Here is a 17,394-nt window from a genome sequence, read left to right on the forward strand (position 1 = left end):
CGTGAGTCTTACGGCAAAAACCTTCACGCCCAAGCAGGGGCAGTATCTGGCTTTTATCCACCTCTATACCCGCCTGCATCGCAGGCCCCCGGCCGAAACCGACATGCAGGAATATTTCCGCGTCAGCCCGCCGTCGGTTCACCAGATGGTGCTAACGCTGGAACGAGCTGGCCTCATCAGAAGGCAGCCAAGGACCCCTCGCAGCATCGAGGTCCTCGTTGATCCCAAAACCCTGCCGGAGCTAATCTAACTGCCGCTGCACGCAACCCGTCAAAATCACTGTGCAGAGCCACTAGCGGATCTCATCTCGTAACGCGCAGCTATCCACCCCCCAAACCGATAAGCGGGCATCGCGTCGATGATCTGTCACTGGTGTTTGCCCGACAGCAGTACGCTTGACGCGAGGCCCGCCCGATTTTCTAGGTCCGTTGCGGAGAGGCGGCTCGCCTTTCGCTGGTTGGAGACCAGAGGAGTAGTCGTCTCAAAGTCCGTCGTCGACAGCCATCGTCGCTGCGAACGCGTGGGAATGGAAACGATAACAGTCGGATATTTCCCAGTGAGATGTTGCCGGCGTGGCGTTGCCTAGGAGGCCTTAGGAGTTTCATATGAGATTGGAAGTAGTTGCTGTCGTGGAGGCGGTTTCGCGGCTCGTTAGCAAGGGCTGCGATCGTGAGTATCGTATCAAGATGGTCATCTCCAGTCGTTTGGTCATCGTTCTCTTCCTTGACGGTTATTTGACAGGCGTGGTCAGCGCTTTATCATTGGTGTCGAGGACGAAGACAGCGAGCAGCTTTGCCGGCTCGGTCTTGCTCGCGTTGCGGCTGATCGAATGGATCGCGCCCGGCGGTTCGGACCAGCTCTCGCCTGCCCGATAGATGCGCGTCTCGCCATCATTCACCTTTGACTCGATCGCGCCCGAGATCACATAGGCGTAGATGAAGGCCGACTTCGCGTGGGTATGGGACCGAGAGGCCGCGCCCGGCGCGTAATCGACCTCCACGGCGATCAGCGACTTGCCAGAGATATTGGGAACGGCCGCCTCGAAGTTCTTCGTGACGGTTTCCGTTTCGCCATCACGGGCCGAGACGGGGCCGGCCATCGAGATGGCGAGGGCCGCGCAGGTGGCGGCGATGATGGTTCGGATCTTCATGGGCTTTCTCCTTCTTCCACGCTGAAGCTGTCCTTGTGCTGCATGAAAAGAAGATGCTCCCATTTAGGCTAGAAAAAAAGCATCAAGAACGCGAAAGATTAGCGTACTACGCGGTGGCGTGACGAAGCCCCTGAACCTGAACGTCGACCGCTCCGCCAAGAGGCCGCTCGCCGAGCAGATTCGACACGTAATTGCGACGGCGATCGAAAGCGGCGTGCTCGAACCCGGGCGCCCGCCTGCCCTCTTGGCAGGACCTCGCCACCCAACTCGGCGGATGCCTCGCTGAAGCTGACGACTCCCCGCAATGTGATGGCTGTCTTCGACGCGCCAGTTTTCAGAGAGCCGACGCTTAGATAGAATTTCTGCCACCCCCACCTCATCTTCAAATCTGGCGATGCTGAGGGGCGAGCTCGCCGACATTGAAAAGCGACAGCAGCAAGACAATTTCATATGGCGATCTGATCGGCGCGAATGCGACGGCTGTTAATGCAAAATGAGGGCCTTCGAACCTAAAGGTTACACGTTCGTATTATGTCCGTTGCGCTGGTGTCTTCTCAGATGACCGGACGGCAGAAAAATGTGCTATTGTACATGGATGGCTACATCGTACATTCCACCATCTCATCTTCGCCTGAAACGCGTCTATGAGCCTGCAGAAGCCAGTGACGGTACGTGTATTCTTATTGATCGCCTGTGGCCGCGTGGCTTGCGGAAAGAGAACGCAGCGCTCGACGACTGGATGAAGGACATCGCGCCCAGTACGGAGCTGCGAAAATGGTTCGGTCACGATCCCAGCCGTTGGCCGAAATTTCAGCATCGATATCGCGCTGAGCTTCACCAACATTGCGACATCCTGGACCGCATTCGTGAACTCGCCAAGAAGAAGACGATCACCCTGGTCTACAGTGCGCACGATGAGGACCATAATGACGCGGTCGTCTTGAAATACGTGCTTCTGAGCGAAACGTAAGCGGTCATCGCCTGGGCTTTTCATCGCCGGCGGCCGCATCACACAGTGTCGACGCGGCCCGCGACGGCCTGATCAGGCTCCTTTCTGCGAGCGGCGTAACCACTCCTCGAGATTGAAGTGGCCGAGACGCGCCTCGCCCAATGGCACGAGCGACTTTCCTCGACTCGCCCGCCGAAATATCGGGCTTCGGGATCTTTCACGACCTTCCGCGGGTCGCCGACAGCCTTCAAATAGCGAGCGACGATCTCGTTGAACGGTGCTCGTTCCGGGCCTGCGATCTCGACGATGCCGTTTTGCGGATCCGCGACGGCAACTTCAGCAACGACGGCCGCAACGTCGTCCGCCGCGATCGGTTGAAACAGGCCAGGCGCAAGCCTGACGACGTCTCCACCCGTACTCGCATCGGCAATGCCGCCGAGGAATTCCAGAAACTGGGTGGAGCGGATGATGGTGTAGGGGATACCCGAAGCCTCGATCAGTTTCTCCTGAGCAACTTTGGCGCGGAAATAGCCGTTGTCGGGTGACAGGTCGGCGCCGACTATGGATAGCGCGACGTGGTGACGAACGCCCGCAGCGGCCTCTCCTGCGAAAAGGTTGCGGCCGGAGGTCTCAAAGAATTCCAACACTACCTGGGGGTCAAATGAAGGCGGATTGGAGAGGTCGATCACCACCTGTGCGCCGGCCATGGCCTCTTTGAGCCCTTCTTTGGTGACGGTGTTGACGCCGCCTTTGGGCGAGGCGGCGACGACCTCGTATCCGCTCTGGCGCAGAATGGCGATGGTCTTCGAGCCAATCAGGCCTGTGCCGCCGATCACGACGATTTTCATAGTTTACTCTCGGTCAGTCGCCGGGCGCCGGCCATCGTCTCGCGGCGCCGCAAGACGAGACGCATGGATCTTTCCCAGAGCGTCCGGCGGGGAAGCCAGGAAAGAAATTCCTCAGACCGCGCGCGGCACCCGAGATGGAGAGTCGCGCGCACCTTACGTAGAACTGCGTGTACGACCGCTCATTCCCGCTCGCAAGTCACGAAGCCAACGCTCCGATCCTGACGCCGCACATCCCAGAGATGATCGCGGTCGACACAATGATACTCATCGCAACGCCGGCAGCCCAAAGGCGGTCGGCACCGCGCCGATCGACGCCGTGCGCGATCAGCACCACTCTCAACCCCGAGGCAAGGTGACTTAGAACAAAGAAGACGCCGAGCGCGTAGTGAGGAAGCAGACGGATGTTCCATGCGTCATGAATGAGCCCGGTTGGGGCTCCGATCGCGAAATTCCAATCCGTCCGTATGCCGAGAAAGCTTCGGGCGTAGATGAAGACCGAATTCATGTGACCGAGAATAAACAAGGAGAGATAGGCGCCCGAAGCGACCTGATATGTCCGCTGGAAGTCTTGCGCCGCAGCACTCCAGCGCCACGCGAGATAGAGACCGGTGCCTATCTGGAAAAGCATGGTCGTCACCAACAGCGGTTCACCTATGCCAGAGCGATAAACCACGCGTCCGATCTTCATGACGGCCGCATGCGCATCCGGGCCGCCGATCAAGCCGAACAGGTGATTAGTGAGATGAAACAACACATAAAGGCAAAGAACTACTGCCGTTACCCCGTGAACAACGCGCCAGCGCCCGACTGCGGGTGCCGGTAACGCGACGGTATCTCGGGCGGACTGCGACCAGATCACGATTGCGACCCACATTACGCACCAGACGATCTCGTCGGGAATGGGACTGCGAACCAGGGCCTGGACGACGCCTAGAAAGACATAGATCGTCGGCGATACCACACTGGCGTAGGCCAGCCGCCGCGAACCCGGGTTGGCCGCGGGACGACAAGCGAGCGCAATCCCAAGAAACGGCACGACGAACGCGGTAGCCAGGATGAAGGTCGCGCCTACAATCGCCAGGGGCGACGGCGTTACGGCCTGCGTACCGACGATGGCATGGAAAGCCATAAGAAGAAAAGGATACGCAACAGCCGCCGCTGCGGGAACCAGCACCAAATAATCGAAGCGCTTCTCAAGAATGCTGCTCGGATTCCGCTGGTGAACGAATGCTTCCATCATAAACCTATAAAGTCAGAACAAAGACAACGGCGTACAAGACAGGTTGGAAACCTTGATTTCGCTTATTGGCTTGAGACCGTCCGCAGATTCTTTGTTGTTTCGATGCCCGCATAGAATCATACTTGGTCAAAGCCCGTTCACGAAAAAGAAGGCAGAGATCGCGTTGATCTCCTGCTGCCTCACTTCATGCCCGCCATCGTGCAAGTTCAACTCGACGCTGGCACCCTGCTTCTCAAGATAGGCGGCCAGCGCTTCGGTCATGGCAAGCGAGCCGATCGGATCGCGGCGGCCGGCGGTGATGAGGACGTCGAGTGATCGAAGACCTGGATTGGCCTCGGGCGGATATCCTTCTGGCGGGGGCCGTAATCTCGGCCGCGCTGATTGCTGGCATCCGCTCGGACCTGTCGAGCCAGATCACCGCGCAGGTCGCCGAAAATATCTACGACAGCCCAACGTGCCGAACTCTCCTTCTGCCGCAGGGGACGCGTGATCGGTCAGCACTACAACAACGTCAGTTAGGCCACAGCCGCGTGCTTTTGGTCTGGAACTGCCTAATTTTCCCCAACGGCCGCTCGATCGTGCGCGAACGCCGGCCGGGTGCTGACGCCGAGAGCTATTCCGGCCTAGGGGGTGGGGTCGATTATCACTGGTGGGACCTCGCGCACAACTCGCCTCGATGCACGAATGGCAGTGACGACCGTCGCGGCAGTATTCCTCGCCGCTATGGAAACTATACTCGTAGTGTATTGGAAAATTTCGTCGCGCCACGATAACTGCCTACCTTTGTCGCAGATCTCATCGAGTAACGCCGAGGGCAAACGGGGACGGAACACAGCGGGCGAAAACGCACGCCCGCCTGCCGGAGAATGCGCACGTTGAACCGAATCGACGGACTTTTGGCGAAGATCGACGGACCTCATTCGTTGTGTCCACACGCGTGGTTTTCCAGTTCTGAGACCGGTGCAATGATATCAACCAGCAAAGAACGCCGCACGTTACATCGAGTGGCGGACGATGTCACATGCCTCCTCGTCGAGGACGACTATCATCTCCGCAGCTTGGTGAAGAATTATCTGGAGGATTATGGCGTTCGCGTGATCTGCGCATCCCGGCTGCGCGAAGTGACACTGTTGCTTGCGTACAACCAACCCAATCTGATCGTGCTCGATTTGGAGCTCGGACAAGAATGTGGCCTCGATCTGCTTCGTGAACTCCGTGCGCGATCCAGCATACCCGTCATCATCACTACTGGACGTCTCCGGGACGAGATCGATCGAGTCGTCGGGCTGGAGCTTGGAGCTGACGACTACATCACCAAGCCGTTTAGCTTAAGGGAATTGTTGGCCCGCATCCGCGCTATCTTGAGAGGCCGGGCGACTAGATTGACCAAACGGCAGCGTGGGAGCGAAAGAGGCTGCTTTTGCTTCGGGGGATGGCGGCTGGAGCGGCGGACACGCCGCCTCACCAATCCGCGAGGTGAACCGGTTGCCCTCACCAAAGGCCAATATGCGCTCTTGATGGCATTCCTCGATGCACCGCAGCGGCCGCTGTCACGCGAATACCTGCTGCAAGCGACGCGCGTCCACGAAGACGTATTCCACCGCAGCATCGACATGCACGTCGTGCGCTTGCGCCGCAAACTCGAGGACGGCTCGGGCGCTTCCTCGATCATACGCACCGAACGCGACGTTGGCTACGTCTTCACGCTTCCCGTGAAAACCTCATAACACCGTGGCTCATCCGGAGATCGTGGAGACGCGGTCTTGAAAAAGCGCGTCGAATTTAAGAGCAAAGTCGGCAAGGTCGATGTCGTGATCTGCGGAGACCATTTTCCTAACCGCACTGGCCGTCACGCCCCAGCGTCCCTAATCAAGCGAACGGCTAACGAGAGCGCCCGACTTTTGGTAATAGAAGCTTCTCAACATGAGATTCCAATTACGGTTGTGATGTAGGCGCCAATTAGGATGACGAGGAGCCAGGCCGAAGTCGCTTGGTGTATCGCTGAGGTTAGGATTGCCTGCGAGGTGATCGGACGCGATCCTTGACCGCCTCTTCGGACAAACAGGTACAATCCTCATAAGTCAGCTGCACCTCGGCACCCCGCCGGAGCGACTCGGAAGGGGGCTACGCCAAAAGCCGCAATTACACGCAGGCGACGTGCAGAGCCTTAATGAAATGGATGTGGCGGTAGCGCGCGTTGGAGGCCAAAAAAGCGTTGCACAATCTCGCACGCAGCTACTGCCGGCCGACAAGAGCGCGGCGAGTTGAGACCCGCGTGACCGGCATCGATACAGCCCTGGTCCGGCAGCTCGGCCGGAAGCGCCGATGGATCCGTCTGGATACCGCCGGCGATCGCATGGCGGCGCGCCGCAGAGCATCGTGCAGTAGAAGGGCTACCCGCTGGACGTCTTTTGCCAAGCCAGACTTTAAACGCACCTCCGAGCTGCTGAAAGCCGACGGGATCACCCTCGATGCGGTGTCCGCCAGCTGCGCGCGCCATGTCATGGCAGAAATGGAAAAAACCGCGGACGAAGGCCTTTAGTGCCTAGGTGCCACAGCCCCGCTGGCAGCGAAATGAGTCACGCTATCTATTCGGATTGATGCGCCGCCATGGTCTGCAACAACTTTCGATCGACCTTTCCCATCGTATTGCGCGGCAACTTGTCGACCACGAAGAGATGTTCGGGGACCTTATAGGCTGCGAGCCGCGTCGCGACGTTGTTGAAGATTTCGAGGTTCACCGACGCCTCCTCCACCCCCTGTGCCAGCTTGACAAATCCGATCACGCGCTGGCCGTGCGTGGCATCCGGCATGCCTACGACGGCGGCTTCCACGACGGCAGGATGGGCGGCAACGAGCGCCTGCTCGACTTCGACGGGCGAGATGTTGGTGCCGCCGCGAATGATGATGTCCTTCTTACGCCCGACGAACAAGAGCTCGTCGCCCTCGCCGCGTTGCATCAGATCGCCGGTGTGAAACCAGCCGCCCTTCAGGCTCTCCGATGTTGCCTGCGGATCGTTCCAATAACCGACGAACAGGTTTGCCCCACGCAGCAAGAGTTCCCCGATTTCGCCATTGGCGACATCCGCGTCATTGTGATCGACCAGGCGGACCTCTGTTTCCTTAACTATCCGCGCCACGGGGCCTACCCTGAGACCGTAGGCCAGATGGACCGCGGTTTCCGTTGACGCCCAGACGTTGTAGAGGGGCGCGTCAAATTCGGCGGTGATGCGCTGCTGGAGGTCGATTGGGGAAACATCGCCGGCGGTCAGGCACAATCGCAATGTTTCCAGGTTGCGCGGCCGAACGCGCTGACGGTCGAGCAGTACCGCATACTGGGCAGGAAAACCGAAATGCCATGTGCAACGGTGGCGTTCAATGGTATCGAGAACCTCGTCGGCGTCGAAACTCTCCAGCAACACGAACACCGCGCCGAGCTGCATGAGACAGAGTAGGAAGGTCAGCCCGGCCATATGCGCTAGAGCCAGGGGTATGGCGACGACGTCTTCGCTTGAAAGTCCCGCATTCTTAATCGAGACGTTGACGGATTCACCTAGCGTGATCGGCGTATGGATGACGAATTTGGGCTCGCCTGTCGTGCCCGATGTGTTGATCAGTACTGTGGCGGCATCAGGCTCCGACAAACTGTTGTTGTCGGTACTCTCGAGCAGTTTTTCCCACGGCAATGCGTCGCAACCCAGGAACGGGTCGACGATAAAGCGCTTGTCCCGCGGCAGGATTGCGCCGTCGACTGCCACGACGTTGTCATAGAGTTTCGTCTCGCCGATATAGAGCGCAGGCTTCAATCGGTGTAGTAGGGCTCCGAGTTCAGTGAACGTGAACGCGGTTCGCAGGGGCGATGCAATCGCACCAAGGCGAAAGCAGGCATAATAGGCAATGATGAACTCGGGTCTATTCATCATGTGGAGGGCCACGCGGTCGCCCGGCTTTACACCGCGTGCTGCCATCCCACGCGCAAGAGCGCCAGATTCGGTTGAAATTCTCTCGTAGGTCCACGCTTCTCCGTGAAAGATGAAGGCTGTGCTCTTGGGCCGTGCTTGTGCCTTCTGCATCAAGGTTTCGAGTGGCGTTGATATCATCGAGCTTCTCCCATTCCGCAATGGGAGCTGCATTGGTCAAGTCGCGTCACCGTCTGATTTCAAGACTTCAGCAAATAGTTACGACAGTTACAATTTGCCCCGTGGACGACGCGCCAACGCACCACGACAGGGAGGGTGCGGCGACTTGATTTGGGGCGGAGATCGCGATCGCGAGCCAAGGTTTATGACCGCGCATTCAAGCAGGTGAGAATCGCATCGGATCTGAATTTCTGAATCCGACAGAGCAAAGCGCAGCACGATTCCTTCCCCGACAACACAGCGCAGCAGATCACTCCTCGAAAGGAGGGTATTATTAAGTTGAAATGGATTATCTGATTGATGATGCGTTTTACGCGCAATGGTCATGAGACGATGGGCGAGCTTGCCGGCGCTCACCAATGACTGTTCCGCAACTTCGGTGAGAGAACCGAGATCAGACGTACGACCCGCGGCAATGCGCATGCGTATCAGGCTGAGAACGCTGGCAATGCTCTGCAATCGATTATTGAAGTAGTGAGCGACTCCGCTTGCGAGTAGCCAGATCATCTGCATGCCGTTATCTCGCCGAAACGTTTCATATAAATTCATCGCCGTCGAGCTCGTCGGCGGCTTTATCCACCTAGGCTCGGCAGTCAAAAAACAACGACATTTCCAAAAACAACCCTGTAGCACCAGCGGCGAGTTCAATTCCTATTTGCGGATCACCTCGCGTTGAAAATCTCCAGTCAAGTGGAGCCCGACGTCTTTATTCTGCAGAGACCTCTAAGCTCGTTCAGTGAGAAGCATATGTTTGTATTGCACCGTCTGTCTATTTTTGCGCGCAACGTCGATGACATCGATTCCATAACCACAGGTCATTGGACCGTCGAGTTTCGCCGTCCTATTTTTTCGTTGTTGGCAAAAAGGTCGAAGGATGACGACAATGTCGCAGGTAACGCAGTGCCGGGTCACGCAGCGAGACGGCACGGAGCGACCGTTTCAGAACGAATACTGTGACAACAAGAATCCGGAACTCTACGTCGATGCGGTGTCGGGCGAGCCACTATTCGCGTCCGTCGATAAATTCGACAGCGGTACCGGTTGTCGGTCGAGACCGCAGTCCCGCCTGCGCTCTCCTTCACCGATTTCGAGGGAGGAATGTAGAGAACCTCTTTGTTGTCGGTGCATCCGTCTATCCCTTCAATGCGGGCTACAACCGATACGCGTTTAGCGGCATGCGCGCTTCGACTCGCCGACGACCTCAACAATTACGTTGCGCGGCCACGCCACCTCTGATCCGGATCTGAAAAAAGGATGTTCCCAATGAAAGGCGCAGGAAAGACTGGAATGTTTATCGCGGTGCTCGCATTTACGGGAGCAACCGCGAATCCCGGCTACGCACAGGACGCCGAGCACGGAAAAACCATCTTCAAAGCTTGTGCAGGATGCCATGCGACGGATCAAGCCAATCGCGTCGGGCCGGGCCTGGTAGGAATCATCGGCAGGAAGTCGGGTACGGCTCCCGGCTTCAGCTACAGTAGCGCGATGAAGCAGTCCGGCATTGTCTGGGATGCGAAGACCCTCGATGGGTATCTGGAATCACCACAGAAGGTGGTTCCCGGAAACAAGATGGCCTACACAGGGCTGAAGAACCCGACGGACCGGACGGACCTCGTTACTTATCTTGCTACGTTGAAGTAGCGGCTCGTTGAGCGAGGCACCAGCAAGACGTCATCCATTCGGACGTTACGTCGTTACGCTGGCAATCATTAGTTCCAGTAAGAGTTCTTGCAGGTGCTCCAACGATTGCAACCAAAGACGTCATCGGAAAGTACCGAAGAACGCGCATGACAGGTGCAGACGACACCGCTTCTTCCGTCGAGGCGGACAGTCGAAATCACGGAGTAGATTTGTTCGACGCTGCCTAAACAAGTGAGATTCCTTCCGTTGGGTTTTCCCCTTACTTCCTGGGCTTTCGCGATCCGGGTCTGGGTGGCGGTAATACTGGCATTGTATGTGAGCTTCTGGCTTCCGCTCGAAATGCCGTCGACGGCGGTAATAACGGTTGCGATCATAGCTGAACCAACTCGCGGCCAGGCCTTGGAGAAAGCAGTCTTTCGTGTAATTGCGACCATCATCGGCGTTGCAGTTTCGATTGCAATAACGGCGCTTTTCTCCCAGACGCGCGATCTTTTGTTGATTGCGTATGCCGGCTGGATGGGCCTATGCGTGTACGTAGCAGGATTGCTCGACGGCAATCGTGCTTACGCAGCGGTCCTCTCGGGCTACACGGTGGCGTTGGTTGCGATCCGCGAAATCGACAATCCGGGGCACGTGTTCGAGGCGGGCATGATGCGCGGTGCAGGAATCTTCATCGGAGTTGTATCTCTTACGATCATTAACGATCTGCTATTGGCACCCGACCGTCACACGAAGCTAGCAGCGCAATTGGCTGATATCCGCCGCCGGATTGGCAACCACGCGAAAGCAGCGATCCTTGGTGAGGCTACGAAGCCAATAGCGTCTGCGTCCCTGCTCGCTGAAATAGCGGCGCTTCGGCCGGAGATGGCGACCCTGGCGTTTGAGTCGAGCAGCGGCCCAGTTAGGATCGCAGCAGGCCATAACGCGGCCGCCGCGCTTGTGGCGGAGCTTCATGCTGCGCGGAGCCTCAATGTGCTCCCGGTGGTCGCTGATGGGGCAACATCCGAGAGGATAGCGCGCGCGCTTGAGCGCAACGAAAGCGAACTCTCGCCGCCGACGGTCGTGTGGCGTGCCGACCCGCAAGGCGACGCAGGCACGACCGGATCGCTGGCCTGGACACTCAAGGAATTACTCAGAAGAGATGAGCAGGTTCGACAGAATCTTGCCGCCCTATGCACTGATGGACGTCCTCCATGGCATTGGCGTCCGCTGATCTATCGATCCCACCGAGCTGCTGTTGGAAGCGGCATTCGAGCAGCGATCTGGGTTGCGTTGGCGGGAATGTTCCTTGCGTATGCGGGCTGGCCTGCAGCAAACACTTCCCTTGCAGTCATTGGAGCCTTGGTCGGGCTTGGGGCAATGACGCCCAATTCCCGCGCGACGACCGCCCTGGCGCTGGTTGCGGCACCCATTGCGGGTTTTCTGGCTGGGCTTCTTGAGTTCGTCGTCCTCGATGGCGTTGACGCCTTCCCGTTGCTCGCAATCGGACTTGCTCCTCTCGTGATCGGCGCCGCACTCCTGATATCGTTGCCTAACCGCACAGTGTCGGCTCTCGGTCGATTCATCCTCATATTCGCTGTGACAATATTCTCGCCGGCCAGTCCGCAAACCTACAACGGGCAGTCGTACGTTATCCTCTTCGTCTTGACTTGTGTTGCCGCCGGCTTGTTGTTGGCGACGCAATTTCTTGTGCCGCCAGTTTCGCAAGATCAGGTGAGACGCTGGATGTTGTCGTCTGCTCGCGAAGAGTTCGCTCAGGGGCTAACCCGCGATCGGCCACATGAGCCCGAGGAAGAGATGTTTCGCGACGCCGTCAGGATTGGTCAGATCCTGTCCGCTGGGGGGAATACTCTGAGTAATGTGGAGACGATCGAGGAGGTTCTTTCCCATTTCGACCAATCTTCGATTATCCGCTTGTGCGACGACAAGCTGAAGAGGCTCGCCGGCGGACCGTTAACGGCGTTGGCTGAAGAGCTGCGCGCTTCGCTCGACAAGCGCGAGCCGCAGGCACTTCGCGCCGCGTCCCAGCTCTTATGCAAGGCGTCACCGTCAGACCATGTTGTGGCCGATCTCTGTGCTGCGCTCATGGTCGCGAGCTACCACATCGAGGCGGCGCTTGGACTACGCGTTCATCTTGGCGAGGCCGCATGATGGCGCATACCTTCCGCGAACTAGTCATCGGCGGCGTTTTGGTTGCGCCGTTCATCAGCTATGCGGTTGCGGCTCTATTTGTCGTGCTTCTCATCAGGCCGTTGCTGCGTTTTGTTGGATTTTTGAAGATCTTCAGCAACGCTGCGATTGCCGAACTCAGCCTCTACGTGACCATTCTTGGTCTGCTTGTCTTGTTCTTCTGAGGAAATATTTAATGCATGGTGCCAGTCAAGATCAGGCAATCAATCGAGAGGAGCAGCGGTCGGAGTTCTTATCGGGGTCGACCGAAGATGAAGCGTCGTTCGAGCTCCGTGCGGTTGCGCGTGCGAAATCCGAGTGGCCTCCACTATACAAGCAGAAGCCCTCCGTAATAGCCACCAAGCCACCGGTCGCCTGGCGAAGAGCCATCGGGCAGTTTCTGTGGTCGATCTCGCGGAAGCTTGCGACGTTGGCGATCTTTCTTGTCGCGGTGCTGGTCTCACTTATGGTGTGGAACCAGTATGTAATTGCGCCGTGGACCCGCGACGGCCGCGTGCGTGTTCAGGTTGCAAGTGTCGCACCTCGAGTGTCCGGCCAGATTACGCAGCTGCGGGTCGCCGACAATCAATTCGTCCACGAGGGAGACGTACTTTATCAGATTGAGCCCTTTGATTTCGACGTTGCGTTGCGGTTGAGCAAAGCGCTGTTGGAGCAAAGGGAAGCCGACAGTTACGTCAAGGAGCTGCAGTCCGAACGGCGGAAGCGGCTGTCGGAACTGTCCACCTCGCGGGAACAGCAACAGGTATTCGAAGGCAGTGCCCGACAGGCGAAAGCTGCGGTCGACGCGGCGCGTGAACAGGTCGCCCAGGCAGATATTAATCTGAAGCGAACGGAGGTTCGTAGCCCGGTGAACGGCTACGTCACGAATCTTCTGCTACGAGTGGGCGACTACGCGCACGAGGGGGTCAGCAACATTTCGATCGTCGATACCGATAGCTTCTGGGTGGATGGCTATTTCGAGGAGACAAAGTTGGCGCAAGTGTGCATTGGGGATCGTGCCGAGGTCAAGTTGATGGGTTATTCTACCCCGATCATCGGCCACGTGACGACGATCACCCGAGGTGTCAGCGTGTCCAACGCGGCGGCCGGCGCTCAGGGTCTCCCCAATGTAGACCCCGTCTACACGTGGGTACGGCTGGCGCAACGTGTCCCGGTCAGAATCGCCATCGACAGGGTACCGCCTGGCATGCCGCTCGTCTCCGGTATGACGGGGACCGTAACGTTGCGCGACGATTCTCATGCTGAGGAGAAAACATGGCTTCATCGCGCGACGGCTGTGCTCAGTGCGAGTCTCTCCCACATAATAAGCGGGGTATCACCGCAACCTCGCTGCATCCCGTCCAAGACTTGAGTGAGAACGCAAGTCACTGACCCATTTTGGGGCAAGATCCAGTTCTCCGATCCTGAGATGAAAGTTATCCGCACCGTGGCGTGCAGGCGTATTGTGATGGAAGGAAGCTGTTATGTTCCGATGCGTGATGTGCTTGACGAGGTCCAGAAACACCATGTGGCGGTCGGCCACTTCAATGTTGGCGACTTCGTCACTCTGAAGGCCGTCTTCACCAGCGCACTGGAATTGAACGTTCCCGCCATCGTCGGGGTGTCTGAGGGTGAGCGCCAATTCATCGGTGACCGTTCGATTGCCGCAATGGTGCGAAGCCTGCGTAAGGAATTCGGCTTTAGATTGTTTCTGAACGCCGATCATGTCCATTCACCCAAGAGCGTCAGGCGGGCTGTCGCACCGCCGTCCCTTGATTATTGTCGATAATGTACCGCCAGCGTCCATCCGCTCCGCGGCGCACGATATCGCATGCCGAGCCTCCGAGGTGCACGTGTTTGCCGTCGGGACCCGTGCCATCAATTGACCAGTCCACCACGATCTGGGCGATATCGTCAGCAACGAACACATGGCGCACTTTAGCCACCAACGGCAGGCCGAGCCTGAGATCGCGCTCGAGTAGGGCGGCGATCTCAGCGTGATCAGTGATGGTTCGCCCGTCATTCGCGATGAACACGGACTCCGGGGCGTGCAAGGCCATCATCGCGCTGACCTTGCCGGAGTTAAATCGCTCAATCAGCGACGGGATAACGCCTTCGGGTTCAGTAGGGAGTGGAAAGGACTCGGACATCAGTGGTCTCCTGTTCGTGTTGGTTGAACTGCCTAACGGCCCGGGACGCGGTACGGTTACACATCGTGGCGGTCGAACCCCCGGCGAGGGAAATCACCTCTCGCCATAGAATCGATAGACGATCGTTATTGCCGCTCGCCGCGCGGCATGACGCAGTAGCGGCCTGCGCAACTTGCCTTATTTACGAATGGCAGCGAGCACCGTCGCAGCGCTATTCCCCGCCGCTATGGAAGCTATACGTACCGGCTATTGGAAAATTTCGTCCCGCGCTGCGATCAATGGCTATCACTGTCGCAGATTTTATCGAGTAACGCGCAGCGCAACGTGGGACGAATATTACTCAATTGCGTGGAAGAAAGGCGCGGCTCGATGCAAAACGTGGCACCCAATGATCAAACAGGCTCGCCGGGGCAGAACGCTCCGGCTGGCATTCTTATCTGCGGTGATCTCCCAGGTAGTCTCGTTTGCGGCGGCGGCCGCGCCGATCCGCCTGTTCAACATCTACCGGGCGGAGGACGGGTTCACCAACGCCGGCATCGCGATGCTTCAAACTGCTGGCCAATGGGCTCACGCGCCGCGAATCGCTCGACCTAACCTGAGGGATTAGGTCGTGAGCAGCGCGTCCCTGATCCTGACCGACCGCGGCCTGGCGCTCTCCGAGTCCAAGGCCGTCGGCGCGCAGGGCAGCACCAAGGTGCTCGCCGCGTCGAGCCTGGGCAGCTGCCTCGTGTTCGTCAGCAGCGCCGTCGTCACGGTCGCGCTCGCGGCAATTGGCCGAGACATGCGCCTATCGCCGCTCGACCTGCAGTGGGTGATGAACGCCGAGCTCCTGCCGCTCGCGGCCCTGACCTTGGTCACCGGCGCTCTGGGTGACCGGTTCGGACAGAAGTGGATCTTCCTCGCGGAGATAGCTCTCTATGGCGTGGGCGCGGCCGCGATTGGTTTCGCGCCGAGTTTCGCGCCGCTCATCGTCGGGCGGTTCCTGCAAGGCTTGGGCGAAGCCGTGATCCTGCCCAACGGACTTTCGGTGCTCGGGCAGGCCTTTCGTGCCGACAAGAAAGCCCGTGCGGTCGGCATCTGGTCCGCCGCCGCGGCCGTCGCCAGCGGCGTTGCGCCCGCGATAGCCGGCGCGATCCTCGATCACGGGTCCTGGCGGACGACCTTTCTGATGCTCCTGCCCGTAGTCGCCGGCGCGCTGGCCGTCAGCGCCGTGTGGATACCCAAGGACTCCCCGAGCGGCCACGCCCGGGTCGACGTCGGTGGCGCGGTCTTTTCGACAGTCGGGCTCGGCGGGCTGGGCGTGGGGCTGACCAGCCTGACCAACGGTTCCGGTCTGAACCTTTGGGTGCTCGTCACGCTAATCGTCGGTCTGGGCGGCTTAGCCTGCCTCATCGTGACCGAACGGCGATTAGGCGACAACGCCATGCTGCCCCCGTCCCTCTTCGCCTCGCGGTCGGTCGTCGGCGCAAACCTGTTCACCGCGCTCCTCTACGGGCCGTTCACGGTCATGCTAACCTTGATCCCGTTCGTGATGATCCGGGGCGCGCACCTGCCGACGCTGGTGGCGGGCCTGGCCTTCATTCCCCTGCAAGTGCTGATTACGGTCGTCTCGCCGCTCGCTGGCATGCTCTGCCGCCGATTCGGCCGGCGCTTGCCATTGTTCGCCGGCGGCGCCGTCGCCGCCTCGGGATGCGCCATGTCGCTCCGTGTCGGTTCGAACGCGACCTATTGGGCGGACATCTTTCCCTCCATCCTGTTGCTGGCGCTGGGCATGAGCCTGGCGATCGCGCCGTTGACGACCCTCGTCCTCACCTCCGTCGAGCCCGATCGCGCCGGAACCGCGTCTGGTGTCAACAGCGCGGTCTCACGCGCCGGGTCGCTCTTCGCCATCGCCCTGCTCGGCGGCGTCCTGCGGCAGGGCGGTCCTCACCTGTTCTCAGGATTCCACATGGCGATGGCTGCCGCCGCGGTCGCGTGCGTTCTCGCCACGCTCGCGGTGTTCATTATCGAGCCGGGGCCCCACGTCGACTTCATCCCGCGAGACTAACCCGCTCGGTGTCCGTAATCAGCAGGCCGGCAAGGCCGGGAGGAAACAATGAAGAACGAAGACCAACCTATATGCAGAAGGAGAAAGCCCATCAAGATCCGAGCCATCATCGCCGCCACTGCGCCGCCCTCGCCTTCTCGATGGCCAGCGTGGCGGCATAGTCGCTGCTGTCGCCTTTCTTGGCGTCCTTTTTGCAGCACCGCGGATATGGCGAGAACGCGCTTCGGGTCCACTCCCAGACATCCCCCAACATCTGCTGAAGACCACCAAGGTGAGGTGATGCCAGTTTGCGACGAAGACGATGCGTGTCGAGTAAATTGTCATGGCGGTCCCCTGAGCCCCAAGCAGTCAGAACAGCAGCATGATCCCGTAGGCGAGCGCGGGTGACACCGCATAGGACATGCGGATCCGGATCGTAACCGGCATGATTCGGCGAGGGCCGCATCATGTCCCAACGCCGTTTGCGCCCGCCGCCTCTTCGATCTGCGTCGTGTAAAGCACCCAATGTCTGTCGTGCCCGGGCAACTGGACGGTGCGCAGGAATCGGAGGCCGATCTTCTCCAGCACTCGCCGCGACGCGACGTTGTGAGGTTTTGTGATCGCCAGGATGACTTTGTGGCCCAAGACATGCATAGCGTGATGGAGCAACACGGTCGCCCCTTCAGTCGCATAGCCTAGACCTGCATGGCGCGAAAGATTTGCGTAGCCGATATCAGGATGCGGCAGGCCCTTGCGATCGACCAAGCCATAGATTCCGACCGGATCGCTCGATCTGTCCCGAGCCACAAGCCAGAGTGATTTCGAGAGACGGTCCTCAATGTAGGCGCGCGCATCTTCCAAGTTGCGAACGCCTGGGTCACTGATGTTCGCGAGCCAGCCTGGATCTTTCAGCAACTCGAGGATGAAAGCCGCATCCTCGGGAACGACTCCTGTGAGCGTGAGCCGCTCGGTACGCAATTCCGTCATGCCTGTCACGCAATCCCTTAACCTGTCGATCGCTCGCTCGCCTTTCCTCAAGCGGGAAGAGTAGGCCTCGCAACGCGGCATATATCTTCTCGTCC

The 17,394-nt window shown here is 58.9% G+C and carries 18 protein-coding genes and 3 pseudogenes; 12 read left to right on the forward strand and 9 right to left on the reverse strand.

Annotation, left to right across the window (positions count from 1 at the left end; translation table 11 throughout):
* Position 1 precedes the first annotated feature (1 nt).
* Positions 2–250: a LexA family protein gene (locus J6497_RS27365; RefSeq protein ID WP_225703238.1), complete on the forward strand. Its 249-nt coding sequence runs from the start codon at positions 2–4 to the stop codon at positions 248–250.
* Positions 251–730: 480 nt separating this feature from the next.
* Here J6497_RS27365 and J6497_RS27370 read toward each other — a convergent pair whose 3' ends face one another.
* A complete protein-coding gene (locus tag J6497_RS27370; protein ID WP_225707383.1) occupies positions 731–1,150 on the reverse strand; it encodes a cupin domain-containing protein in 420 nt (139 codons plus the stop codon).
* Positions 1,151–1,745: 595 nt separating this feature from the next.
* Between J6497_RS27370 and J6497_RS27380 the strand changes: the two genes are divergently transcribed.
* Positions 1,746–2,120 carry a DUF488 domain-containing protein gene (locus J6497_RS27380; protein WP_225707384.1) on the forward strand — a complete coding sequence of 125 codons (375 nt, stop codon included), beginning with the start codon at positions 1,746–1,748 and terminating at the stop codon, positions 2,118–2,120.
* A 72-nt stretch (positions 2,121–2,192) separates the two neighbouring features.
* On the opposite strand, the pseudogene J6497_RS27385 reads toward J6497_RS27380, so the two are convergent.
* From J6497_RS27385 to J6497_RS41290, 3 genes and pseudogenes are all read right to left on the reverse strand, one after another.
* Positions 2,193–2,947 (reverse strand): annotated as a pseudogene (locus J6497_RS27385) (SDR family oxidoreductase).
* 196 nt (positions 2,948–3,143) lie between these two features.
* Positions 3,144–4,184 carry a hypothetical protein gene (locus J6497_RS27390; protein ID WP_225707385.1) on the reverse strand — a complete coding sequence of 347 codons (1,041 nt, stop codon included), beginning with the start codon at positions 4,182–4,184 and terminating at the stop codon, positions 3,144–3,146.
* A gap of 129 nt (positions 4,185–4,313) precedes the next feature.
* A complete protein-coding gene (locus J6497_RS41290; protein WP_283845134.1) occupies positions 4,314–4,448 on the reverse strand; it encodes a hypothetical protein in 135 nt (44 codons plus the stop codon).
* An 83-nt stretch (positions 4,449–4,531) separates the two neighbouring features.
* Between J6497_RS41290 and J6497_RS27395 the strand changes: the two are divergent.
* The 3 genes and pseudogenes from J6497_RS27395 to J6497_RS27405 form a co-directional block, all read left to right on the forward strand.
* Positions 4,532–4,849 (forward strand): annotated as a pseudogene (locus J6497_RS27395) (TraB/TrbI/VirB10 family type IV secretion system protein); the annotation flags it as partial.
* A 303-nt stretch (positions 4,850–5,152) separates the two neighbouring features.
* Positions 5,153–5,914, forward strand: a complete 762-nt coding sequence (locus J6497_RS27400) for a response regulator (RefSeq protein WP_225707436.1) — start codon at positions 5,153–5,155, stop codon at positions 5,912–5,914.
* Between the two features lie 548 nt (positions 5,915–6,462).
* A complete protein-coding gene (locus J6497_RS27405; RefSeq protein WP_225707386.1) occupies positions 6,463–6,729 on the forward strand; it encodes a hypothetical protein in 267 nt (88 codons plus the stop codon).
* Positions 6,730–6,775: 46 nt separating this feature from the next.
* Here J6497_RS27405 and J6497_RS27410 read toward each other — a convergent pair whose 3' ends face one another.
* Both J6497_RS27410 and J6497_RS27415 read right to left on the reverse strand, forming a co-directional pair.
* Positions 6,776–8,260 carry a class I adenylate-forming enzyme family protein gene (locus J6497_RS27410; RefSeq protein WP_225707387.1) on the reverse strand — a complete coding sequence of 495 codons (1,485 nt, stop codon included), beginning with the start codon at positions 8,258–8,260 and terminating at the stop codon, positions 6,776–6,778.
* A gap of 114 nt (positions 8,261–8,374) precedes the next feature.
* Positions 8,375–8,875: a sensor histidine kinase gene (locus J6497_RS27415; protein WP_225707388.1), complete on the reverse strand. Its 501-nt coding sequence runs from the start codon at positions 8,873–8,875 to the stop codon at positions 8,375–8,377.
* A gap of 325 nt (positions 8,876–9,200) precedes the next feature.
* Here J6497_RS27415 and J6497_RS27420 point away from each other — a divergent pair.
* The 6 genes and pseudogenes from J6497_RS27420 to J6497_RS42070 form a co-directional block, all read left to right on the forward strand.
* Positions 9,201–9,368: pseudogene (locus J6497_RS27420) on the forward strand (peptide-methionine (R)-S-oxide reductase); the annotation flags it as partial.
* Positions 9,369–9,613: 245 nt separating this feature from the next.
* Positions 9,614–9,967 carry a c-type cytochrome gene (locus J6497_RS27425; RefSeq protein ID WP_225707389.1) on the forward strand — a complete coding sequence of 118 codons (354 nt, stop codon included), beginning with the start codon at positions 9,614–9,616 and terminating at the stop codon, positions 9,965–9,967.
* 246 nt (positions 9,968–10,213) lie between these two features.
* Positions 10,214–12,118 (forward strand): FUSC family protein, encoded by a 1,905-nt coding sequence (locus J6497_RS27430; RefSeq protein ID WP_225707390.1) that lies wholly within the window; start codon positions 10,214–10,216, stop codon positions 12,116–12,118.
* Positions 12,115–12,321 (forward strand): DUF1656 domain-containing protein, encoded by a 207-nt coding sequence (locus J6497_RS27435; protein WP_312010368.1) that lies wholly within the window; start codon positions 12,115–12,117, stop codon positions 12,319–12,321. The genes J6497_RS27430 and J6497_RS27435 overlap by 4 nt, the downstream gene beginning before the upstream one ends.
* Positions 12,322–12,332: 11 nt before the next feature.
* Positions 12,333–13,508, forward strand: coding sequence for an HlyD family secretion protein (locus tag J6497_RS27440; RefSeq protein ID WP_225707391.1), 1,176 nt, complete (start codon positions 12,333–12,335; stop codon positions 13,506–13,508).
* A gap of 120 nt (positions 13,509–13,628) precedes the next feature.
* Positions 13,629–13,925 carry a class II fructose-bisphosphate aldolase gene (locus tag J6497_RS42070; protein WP_225707438.1) on the forward strand — a complete coding sequence of 99 codons (297 nt, stop codon included), beginning with the start codon at positions 13,629–13,631 and terminating at the stop codon, positions 13,923–13,925.
* Here the strand turns inward: J6497_RS42070 and J6497_RS27450 are convergent.
* Positions 13,882–14,286 (reverse strand): YybH family protein, encoded by a 405-nt coding sequence (locus tag J6497_RS27450; protein ID WP_225707392.1) that lies wholly within the window; start codon positions 14,284–14,286, stop codon positions 13,882–13,884. The genes J6497_RS42070 and J6497_RS27450 overlap by 44 nt on opposite strands.
* A 610-nt stretch (positions 14,287–14,896) precedes the next feature.
* Between J6497_RS27450 and J6497_RS27455 the strand changes: the two genes are divergently transcribed.
* Entirely contained in the window at positions 14,897–16,333 is a 1,437-nt protein-coding gene (locus J6497_RS27455) for an MFS transporter (RefSeq protein WP_225707393.1), read from the forward strand.
* A 106-nt stretch (positions 16,334–16,439) separates the two neighbouring features.
* On the opposite strand, the gene J6497_RS42530 is transcribed toward J6497_RS27455, so the two are convergent.
* On the reverse strand, positions 16,440–16,781 hold the full coding sequence (locus tag J6497_RS42530; RefSeq protein WP_512699962.1) for an SUMF1/EgtB/PvdO family nonheme iron enzyme: 342 nt from the start codon (positions 16,779–16,781) through the stop codon (positions 16,440–16,442).
* Complete coding sequence (locus tag J6497_RS27460; RefSeq protein ID WP_225707394.1) at positions 16,778–17,299, reverse strand: GNAT family N-acetyltransferase; 522 nt, start codon at positions 17,297–17,299, stop codon at positions 16,778–16,780. The genes J6497_RS42530 and J6497_RS27460 overlap by 4 nt, the downstream gene beginning before the upstream one ends.
* Positions 17,300–17,394: the final 95 nt, after the last annotated feature.

The sequence above is a fragment of the Bradyrhizobium cenepequi genome, from assembly GCF_020329485.1.
GTDB lineage: Bacteria > Pseudomonadota > Alphaproteobacteria > Rhizobiales > Xanthobacteraceae > Bradyrhizobium > Bradyrhizobium cenepequi.